An 8,154-nucleotide genomic window follows, 5' to 3' on the forward strand; every position below is an offset into this window, starting at 1 on the left:
ACGCGTGTCCGCTGCGTCGAGCTATGCGTCCGGGGTCTGTGAAGTGCCGCTGCTGGGCGACACGATCGGAGAGAACCTGGACCGCACCGTACGCCGCTTCCCCGGCCGTGACGCGCTCGTCGAGTCCGCCACCGGGCGCCGTTGGACGTACGCGGAGTTCGCGGCCGATGTCGACGCCCTCGCCCTCGGCCTGCTCGGTCTCGGCATCGCCAAGGGTGACCGCGTCGGCATCTGGGCCCCCAACCGTGCCGAGTGGACGCTCGTGCAGTACGCCACGGCCAGGCTCGGCGCGATCCTCGTCACCGTGAACCCGGCGTACCGGGCCCACGAGTTGGAGTACGTGCTGCGGCAGTCGGGGATGCGGATGCTGGTCGCCGCGGACCGCTTCAAGACCTCCGACTACGCCGCCATGATCGAGGAAGTGCGGCCGACCTGCCCGGAGTTGGAGTTCACCGTCCTGCTCGACGGGCCCGACTGGGCCGCCCTGCTGGAGCGCGGCCGGTGCGGCGATCCTGCCGAACTGGCGTGCGCGGGAGCGCAACTGAGCCCGGACGACCCGGTGAACATCCAGTACACGTCGGGGACCACCGGATTCCCGAAGGGTGCGACGCTGTCGCACCACAACATCCTCAACAATGGTTTCTTCGTGGGTGAGTTGTGTCGCTACACCGAGCAGGACCGGGTGTGCATCCCGGTCCCGCTCTACCACTGTTTTGGCATGGTCATGGCCAATTTGGCCTGTACGAGCCACGGCGCGACGATGGTGATCCCCGCCCCCTCCTTCGACCCGGCGGCCACCCTGGCCGCGGTCGAGGCCGAGCGGTGCACCTCGCTGTACGGCGTCCCCACCATGTTCATCGCCGAGTTGGCCGACCCGGGTTTCGCCCGGTACGACCTGTCCAGCCTGCGGACCGGCATCATGGCCGGCTCGCCCTGCCCGGTCGAGGTGATGAAGGAGGTCATCGACCGCATGGGCATGGCCGAAGTGTCGATCTGCTACGGGATGACGGAGACCTCCCCGGTATCGACGCAAACCCGCGCCGACGACTCCCTCGAACGCCGGGTCTCCACGGTGGGCCGGGTCGGCCCGCACCTGGAGGTCAAGGTCGTCGACCCGCAGACCGGCCGGACCGTGCCGCGCGGCGAGCCGGGGGAGCTGTGCACGCGCGGCTACTCGGTGATGCTCGGCTACTGGGGCGAACCGGAGCGCACCGCCGAGGCGGTCGACGCGGCGCGCTGGATGCACACCGGGGACCTGGCGGTCATGGACGACGACGGCTACCTGAGCATCACCGGCCGGATCAAGGACATGGTGATCCGGGGCGGGGAGAACGTGTACCCGCGGGAGGTCGAGGAGTTCCTCCACGCCCACCCGGACGTGCTGGACGTCCAGGTCATCGGCGTCCCCGACGCCAAGTACGGGGAGGAACTGATGGCTTGGGTGCGGATGCGCGACGGCGCCGCGCCGCTGACCGCGGAAGCCGTCCGCGCGTACTGCGACGGACGGCTGGCCCGCTTCAAGATCCCGCGCTACGTCCACGTGGTGGAGGAGTTCCCGATGACGGTCACCGGGAAGATCCGCAAGGTCGAGATGCGCGAGGTGGCCGCCCGCCTGCTGGACCTCCCCGTGTGACGCGATCGGTGCGGCTGCCACGCGCGCCACGCGCGCCACGCCACGCGCGGCGGACGGAGCAGGAGGTGGTCAGTCGCGCGGCGACAGCTCGGCCATGGTGTTCCAGCCCTGGCCGGGCACCTCGACGTGGATGATCTCCGGCCGGGTGGCGATGGCGCGGGCCATCGTCTCCATCCCGGCCTTGAAGTGGTCGGAGGCGACGTGCGCGGCGCCCGCCTCGGCGTCGGTGAAGCCCTCCAGGAGCGTGTACTTGGTGGGGTCGTCGACGCTGCGCGACCAGTCGTAGAAGAGGTTGCCCGGCTCGTTGCGGGTGGCCTGGGTGAAGTCGTCGACGATCGTGAGCCAGTCGTCGCTGAACTCGGGACGGACGTCGAACCTGACGGCGATGAAGATCATGCGGTCAGCCTGGCAGGCGGAGCCCGGGCCGCGCACCCCGACGGGCCCGTATTCCGGCATCGTCGGAAACTCCGCGCGGCCCGGCGTCAGCGGGCGCCCAGGATCCGCACCTCTTCGGCGGTCCGGACGAGGGCGGTGTGGACCTCCCCCGTCCGCTGCCGGAACTCCGCGGTCGGCAGCGACACCGACAGGGCGTGCACCGCGTCGCCGTCACCGCCCCCGCCCCCGCCCGCACCTCGCGGCAGGGCGACCGCCATACAGGTGTACGCGGGATCGGCCTCCCCGACCGACACGGCGAAGCCCTGCCCCCGTACCCGGGACAGCTCCGCCTCCAGCACGTCGGCGCGGGTGATGGTGGCCCCGGTCAGCCGGGCCATCCCGTGCTCGGCCAGGTACCGCCGCAGCGTCGGCCGCGGCAGCTCGGCCAGCAGCGCCTTCCCGTGCGCGGTCGCATGGGCGCGGGTCTCCCGCCCCGGGGTGAACGGGTTGCCGGTGTCCGTGACCGGCGCCGTCGTGTCGACCACCGTGATCAGACCGCCCCGGTAGGCGGTGTAGTACGCCTCGGCGCCGGTGGCGCGGCGCAGCCGGGCCAGCACATCGGCCAGGCGCGGGGCCGGCTCCAGCTGCCGCAGCAGGCTCCGGTGCAGCCCGGGGATCGTGGGCCCCAACACGTACCCCTGCGCGGTGCGCACCAGGTAGCCGCGCCCGGTGAGCGGCGCCAGCAGGTGGTAGGCCGTGGACAGCGAGCACTCCAGCCGGCGCGCCAGGGCCTTGGCGCTCACCGGTCCGCCACCCGAGTCGGCGACGGCGTCGAGGATCGCCAGTGCACGGTCGACGGACTGCGGACCGGTACCGGGACCGGTGTGCGGCATGACGGGTTCCCCGGGGTGACTGGACGACGGGACGGACGTACGAGCCTACGGCGCCCGGCGGCGTTCATCGAACGTTGACCGCCTGCAAAGGAGCACAGGGCAGAGTCGCGGCATGGACAGCGAACGCACCTGCGACACCACGGCCGCACCGCACGGCACCGGCACGTCTCCGGACCTCACCGGCATCCGGCTGGCCCACCGGGCGATGCTCGCCGACATCGACCGCCTCGCCGGGCTGCTCGCCGGACTCGCCTCGGCCGGGCGGCCGGTGCCCGCGGGGCGGGCCGCCGCCATCGCCGCGTACGTGCACCGCCACCACGCCGTCGTACGGGGTCACCACCGCGGCGAGGACCGCATGCTCTGGCCGCTGGTCCTCGACGCCGTACCGGACGCGGCCGACACGGTCGCCGGCCTGGTCCGCTTCGCCGACGACCACGAGGCGCTCGACGCCCTCCAGGCCGCCTGCGGGACGGCCGCGGACCGCTTCGCCGCCGATCCGGACGGCCACGTACGGGAACTGGCGGGCCTCCTCGCCCGGCAGCGGGACCTCCTCGCCCGGCACGTCGCGGCCGAGGAGGAGCACCTCTTCCCGCTGATCAACGGCCGGGTGCCCGGAGCCGCGTACGCCGCCGCCGAGGCCGGCATCCGCTCCGCGGACCGCTCGGCGGACCCGGAGTGGGCCCGCGGCTGGCTGCTCAGCCACGCCACCCCCGGCGAACTGCACCGGCTGCTGCCCGGCGCGGCGGACCCCGCCGCCGTACGGCCGCTGCTGCGCGCGTACGCCGACGAGGCGGAGGCCGTCTTCGCGTGCTGACGCCACACGAACGGGCGGCGCGGCCGGTGGCACGACCGGCCGGTGCCTCAGGTCCGCAGGTACGAAGCCCCGTTCACGTCCAGGACCGCCCCTGAGGACCAGGCCGCCTCGGGCGAGGCCAGGTACAGGACGGCGGAGGCGACCTCCTCGGGCGCGGCGACCCGACCGAAGGGGCTCTGCGCGGCGATCCGCTCCCCCTCGGGGGAGGCGAGGCGGTCCGCGACCCGCTCGGTGGCGACGAAGCCCGGCGCCACCGAGGCGACCACGATGCCGTGGGGCGCGAGCGAGACCGCCAGCGACTGGCCGAAGGCGTGCAGCGCGGCCTTGGTGGCGCCGTACGCGGGATGGTCGGGCTCCCCGCGGAACGCGCCGCGCGAGCCGACGTTCACGATGTGCCCCGGCCGGCCCCCGTCGATCATGTGGCGGGCGACGCAGTAACTGACGTTGACGGTGCCGAACAGGTTCACCGCCGCCGTGCGCTGCCAGGCCTCCTGCCAGTCCGCGTAAGACGTCGTGGGCAGGGGGTGCCGCACCGCGACCGCCGCATTGTTCACCAGCACGTCCGTCCCGCCCAGCGCCTCGTCCGCCTCGGCGACCAGGGCTTCGACCCGGGCGGCGTCGGTGAGGTCGCCCTCGACGAGCACGTGCCCGTCCCCGGGCAGCGCGGCCAGCGTGTCGAGCGCGTCGGCGTTCCGGGCCGAGCAGTGCACGGCCACCCGGTCGCCCCGCCGGGCGAACGCGGCCGCCACCGCCCGGCCGATGCCCCGGGACGCGCCGGTGACCAGGACCCCGCGGCTCATCGGGCGAACACCTGCCCCTCGTCCAGGAACGCCTTGAACTCCAGCGCGTTGCCCGCCGGATCGTGCAGGAACATCGTCCACTGCTCGGCCGGCTCCCCGGCGAAACGGACCCCCGGCTCGACGGCGAACACCGTCCCGGCCGCCCGCAACCGCCCTGACAGCGCGTGGAACTCGGGTACGGAGAGCAGCAGCCCGAAGTGCGGTACGGGGAACCGGTGTCCGTCGACGACGCCGTGCGCGCCGGAAGCGGGGGCGGTGTCGCGGGGCTGGAGGTGCGTGACCAGCTGGTGCCCGTGGAAGTCCCAGTCGATCCAGGAGTCGGTGGACCGGCCCTCCGCCAGTCCGAGCGTGCCGCCGTAGAACTCCCGGGCCCTCGTCAGATCGTCGACGGGTACGGCGAGATGGAAGCCGGGTCGGCCCATCACGGGCTCCTTTCCGCTGGGTTGCGCCCCGACTTTGACCCGCACGATGTCCGAATGTCAACATTCGACCATGGACACGAGAGGGATCGCGCCAGGCGCGGACGGTATGGGGCCGGCCCGGCGCCGCGGCCTGGCCGACGAGGCCGCGGACCGGATCCGCGAGGCGATCCTCGCCGGGCGGTTCGCCCCGGGCGCAGCGCTGCGCGAGGTCGAGCTCGCCCAGGCGCTGGACATCAGCAGGGGATCGGTGCGCGAGGGCCTGTCCGTGCTCGCACGCGAAGGGCTGGTCCGCAGTGCGTGGCACCGGGGCACGAAGGTCATCGACGTCACGGCCGACGAGGCGCAGGACCTGTACGCGGTGAGGGCGGCGCTCGAACGCCTCGCCACCCGCCTCGCCGCCGAACGGGCCACCGGGGCCGACACGGTCGAGCTCGACGCACTGGTCGACACGATGGCGCAGGAGCTCGCCCGGGGCGCGCAGGGCCCCCGCCTCCTCGCCCTCGACCTGGACTTCCACGACCGGATCTACCGGATCGCCGGCAACAGCCGCCTGTACGACGGCTGGGCGGCCATCCGCTCCCAGGTCCACCTCTACCAGCTGACGCGGGTCCGGCTCGGACACGACGGCTACCGCGCGGCCGTCGTCGCAGAACACCGCGAGCTGGTCCGGCTGCTGCGCACGGGGGATGCGCAGGCGGCCCAGGAGGCCGCGGAGGACCACGTCCTGGCGGCCTGCCGCGAACTCACCCGGCGCCTGACGCCCCGCACCGCCTGACGCCCCGCACCGCCTGACGCCCCGACCCGCACTGCACCGTGCGGCCCGCCCGGCACCCGACCACCAACGCCCACGGCCGACCGCCCGCCGCCCCGCTGCTCCGCCCCTCGCCGAGGCCGCCGGTGTCGGCCGGCGGGCGTCGTGCGGATCGGTCTCGCTCTCGGTCTCGGTCTCGGTGTCGACTGCTGCGGGTGGTGCCGTGCGCGGGCGACGGGCCGCGGTCCGGTAGGAGATGACGCGGGGCGGGTTCCGCGGCTGCGTGCTGCCGTGGGGTTCGTCCCCGGTGCGGCCGACGGGGTGCATCCGGCGGGTGCTTCCGGGACCCGCGCCGACTGCTGCGGACGGCCCCGCGCGCCGGACCTGCCCCTGGCCGGCGGCACCAGTCCGGCCGGCGCCGAGTCGGCGGCCCTGCGCGGCGTCCGGGGATTGCCGGTGCGGCCCGCTGGCTGCGTGGGCGTCGGTCCTGGGGGCGGTCGCCGGGATTCCGGGCGGCGGATGCGACCCGGAGCGGGGGCGAGCGAGCGGGAGCCGCTGCCGAGGGTGACGGACCTGCCGGCGCCCGGGGGCACGAACCGGTGCGACGTCGTGCCGGCACCGGGCGCGGCCGGAAACGGACCCCGGCCGCTCGGCTCCGCCGCCGGCGGTGTTTGCCGCCAGACCTGCCGGAGCCCGGCAGCGCGCATCGGTGCGGCGCTGTGCCGGCTCGGCCAGAACACGGCCGGTAGGGCTGCGGCCGTGGGACTACGGTGCCGGACGGCGTGCGGAGCACGTGCGGACCCGACCCGGCTCCCACGGTTCCCCGGGTGGCCCGCTGCCCGGGGCCGGAGCGGTGCCGGTCACGCCGCGCAGCGGGCGGTCGCCCCCTCCTCGGTCAGGGGCGGAAGGCCTTGCCGCGGACCGTGTCGTGAACCGTGTTGCCGGTGATCGTGCCGTCCTCCCCGTTGAGGGTCACGGCGTGGCGGACGCCGTCGGGGCCGAGGACCACCGCCAGCCAGGCGCTCTTGCCGCCCTCCTGGGGCACCGCCCGCAGTGCCTCGACCTTGCCGCCCTGCACGGCGGCAGCGGCCTTCTCCACGGCCTGGGCGGCCGGCAGCGCGGGCAGGGGAACCGGAGCCTTGACGGCGCCGCCACGGTCCCCCTTCACCCCCGGTATCGGCCAGCCGCGCTCACCGTCGACCGCGGGCGGCTCGCCGCCCCGGAACCGCTTCTGCGCGAACGGGCCGTCCACCGGACCCTCCCCGTGGCGCTGGTGTGCACGGACTTCCGCGGCGAACTTCCCCCGCGCGTGCTCCCGGTGGTCGTGGTGCCCCGCCGCCACGGCGACGGCCGCCGCCGCAGCGCCGCCGACCGCCGCGACCACCCCGAGCGCCACCCACCGCGTACGCCCTTCGCGGACCAGCCGGGCCATCCGGCCGCGGCTCTGCGCCGCCGGGTCGGCCTTCGTCTCACCCGCATCCGTCGGGGACGCGGCGGGCTGGGGGCTGGACTGAGTCATGTGACTGCTCCTCGCGTTCTCCGGGCACCCTGCCCGGCTCGCCGGATCCTGCACCGACGATGCTGAAGCCCCGCTGAAGCCGGCTGAAGACCTCTTCAGCAATCCGCGGCGGCGACCTGAGAACCTTGTCCCCATGCGCGTACTGGTGGTCGAGGACGAGCGGCGACTGGCCGCTGCCCTGCAGCGTGGCCTGCAGGCGGAGGGCTTTTCGGTCGACGTCGCCCACGACGGCCTCGACGGCCTCTGGCTGGCGTGCGAGCACGACTACGACGCCATCGTGCTCGACATCATGCTGCCCGGCCTCAACGGCTACCGGGTCTGCGCCCGGCTGCGGGCGAGCGGCTGCGAGTCCGGCATCCTCATGCTCACCGCCAAGGACGGCGAGTACGACGAGGCCGAGGCCCTCGACACCGGTGCGGACGACTTCCTCTCCAAGCCGTTCTCGTACGTCGTCCTCGTCGCCCGGCTGCGCGCCCTCGTCCGGCGCACCGGCCGCCGCAGCCCCCAGGTCATGGAGCTCGGCGACCTGGTCATCGACCCGGCCCGGCAGCGCTGCACCCGCGGGGGCGCCGAGGCCCGGCTGACGTCGCGGGAGTTCGCGGTCCTGGAGTACCTGGCCCGACGGGCCGGGGAGGTGGTCCCCAAACGGGACATATTGGAGAACGTGTGGGACGCCGCGTACGAGGGCGACCTGAACGTCGTCGAGGTCCACGTCAGTGCCCTGCGCCGGAAGATCGACGCCCCCTTCGGTCGGGCCGCGGTGGAGACCGTCCGCGGAGCGGGCTACCGGCTGGCGGCAGACGGTGGCTGAACCCGACCCGACGGGCGGCCCCCGCTCCGACCCGGCGAGCGACTGCGACCGCGCCCCCGCGAGCGACCGCGACCGCGCCCCCGCGAGCGGCGCCGGCCCTGCCCCCGCGAGCGGCGCCGGGCGCGCACTCCGCGGC

General features: G+C 74.5%; 9 protein-coding genes. 4 read left to right on the forward strand and 5 right to left on the reverse strand.

What is annotated here, in order from left to right; all coding sequences use genetic code 11:
• Positions 1–4 precede the first annotated feature (4 nt).
• Positions 5–1,633 (forward strand): AMP-binding protein, encoded by a 1,629-nt coding sequence (locus ACFV7Q_RS15205; protein WP_385428496.1) that lies wholly within the window; start codon positions 5–7, stop codon positions 1,631–1,633.
• A gap of 69 nt (positions 1,634–1,702) precedes the next feature.
• Here the strand turns inward: ACFV7Q_RS15205 and ACFV7Q_RS15210 are convergent, their stop codons facing one another.
• Together ACFV7Q_RS15210 and ACFV7Q_RS15215 are read right to left on the reverse strand one after the other, a co-directional pair.
• Positions 1,703–2,029 (reverse strand): putative quinol monooxygenase, encoded by a 327-nt coding sequence (locus tag ACFV7Q_RS15210; protein WP_385428498.1) that lies wholly within the window; start codon positions 2,027–2,029, stop codon positions 1,703–1,705.
• 86 nt (positions 2,030–2,115) lie between these two features.
• Positions 2,116–2,901 (reverse strand): IclR family transcriptional regulator, encoded by a 786-nt coding sequence (locus tag ACFV7Q_RS15215; protein ID WP_385428500.1) that lies wholly within the window; start codon positions 2,899–2,901, stop codon positions 2,116–2,118.
• Positions 2,902–3,013: 112 nt separating this feature from the next.
• Between ACFV7Q_RS15215 and ACFV7Q_RS15220 the strand changes: the two genes are divergently transcribed.
• Positions 3,014–3,715 carry a hemerythrin domain-containing protein gene (locus ACFV7Q_RS15220; RefSeq protein WP_385428502.1) on the forward strand — a complete coding sequence of 234 codons (702 nt, stop codon included), beginning with the start codon at positions 3,014–3,016 and terminating at the stop codon, positions 3,713–3,715.
• 47 nt (positions 3,716–3,762) lie between these two features.
• Here the strand turns inward: ACFV7Q_RS15220 and ACFV7Q_RS15225 are convergent, their stop codons facing one another.
• The gene (locus ACFV7Q_RS15225; RefSeq protein ID WP_385428504.1) at positions 3,763–4,515 is read right to left on the reverse strand and encodes an SDR family NAD(P)-dependent oxidoreductase; all 753 of its coding nucleotides are present in this window, start codon (positions 4,513–4,515) and stop codon (positions 3,763–3,765) included.
• The gene (locus tag ACFV7Q_RS15230) at positions 4,512–4,937 is read right to left on the reverse strand and encodes a VOC family protein (protein WP_385428506.1); all 426 of its coding nucleotides are present in this window, start codon (positions 4,935–4,937) and stop codon (positions 4,512–4,514) included. Before ACFV7Q_RS15230 ends, ACFV7Q_RS15225 begins: the two co-directional genes overlap by 4 nt.
• 70 nt (positions 4,938–5,007) lie before the next feature.
• Between ACFV7Q_RS15230 and ACFV7Q_RS15235 the strand changes: the two genes are divergently transcribed.
• Positions 5,008–5,712 carry a GntR family transcriptional regulator gene (locus tag ACFV7Q_RS15235; protein WP_385428507.1) on the forward strand — a complete coding sequence of 235 codons (705 nt, stop codon included), beginning with the start codon at positions 5,008–5,010 and terminating at the stop codon, positions 5,710–5,712.
• Between the two features lie 871 nt (positions 5,713–6,583).
• On the opposite strand, the gene ACFV7Q_RS15240 is transcribed toward ACFV7Q_RS15235, so the two are convergent.
• Positions 6,584–7,207 (reverse strand): hypothetical protein, encoded by a 624-nt coding sequence (locus tag ACFV7Q_RS15240; protein WP_385428509.1) that lies wholly within the window; start codon positions 7,205–7,207, stop codon positions 6,584–6,586.
• 133 nt (positions 7,208–7,340) lie between these two features.
• Between ACFV7Q_RS15240 and ACFV7Q_RS15245 the strand changes: the two genes are divergently transcribed.
• Positions 7,341–8,018 (forward strand): response regulator transcription factor, encoded by a 678-nt coding sequence (locus ACFV7Q_RS15245; RefSeq protein ID WP_385428510.1) that lies wholly within the window; start codon positions 7,341–7,343, stop codon positions 8,016–8,018.
• Positions 8,019–8,154: the final 136 nt, after the last annotated feature.

It is taken from the genome of Streptomyces sp. NPDC059851, assembly GCF_042732005.1.
Lineage (GTDB): Bacteria > Actinomycetota > Actinomycetes > Streptomycetales > Streptomycetaceae > Streptomyces.